The sequence below is a fragment of the Vibrio sp. 2132-1 genome (genome assembly GCF_033344315.1).
Genome location: NZ_JAWPON010000823.1, coordinates 1 through 527, shown reverse-complemented (window position 1 = coordinate 527; position 527 = coordinate 1). Strand labels below are relative to the sequence as shown.

General features: G+C 39.5%; 1 pseudogene. It reads left to right on the top strand.

The features are described from left to right. Positions 1 to 151: 151 nt before the first annotated feature. Positions 152 to 527: pseudogene (locus tag R8N47_RS28205) on the top strand (hypothetical protein); the annotation flags it as partial.

Sequence of the window (527 nt, the reverse complement as noted above, 5' to 3'; positions counted from 1 at the left end):
TAAAGTTTGGTCATTTAATTAATAAATAAAAAATGCTCTTGCTAGAACTATGTTCTAGCTGTTTGTTCTCCCACTAAATACATGATTTAACTCTATGTATTAGGTCTGGCAATTGTGCTTTAATGCATTTTGATGCTTATTGGGAGGAGTTATGGCTCGGAAGAATGATGGAATTATTTGGCATTTGATGGATGCGCCGTGGTGGGTGAGTATCTTGTTCTCAGCAGGCATTTATGTTGGTTTATCCTTCCTATTGCCTGATTTGGCGGCTCGCAGTGATAACTTCATCTTCAATGCCATTGGGCCGAATCTTCCGCAAATGGCACCGTATTTTGCTTTTTTGTTTTTAATTCCAGCTCCAATTGCGTTCTTTAAGCAGTATCAGCGAAAGCATAATTATCTTGCGACGACGTCTCAAATCAGAGCACACAAAAACACGACTCCGCTTAATTCCCTCAGTTGGATTGAATTTGAAAGCTACATTGGCGAGTACTTTAAGCAGCAAGGCTACGACGTTAAACAATCTT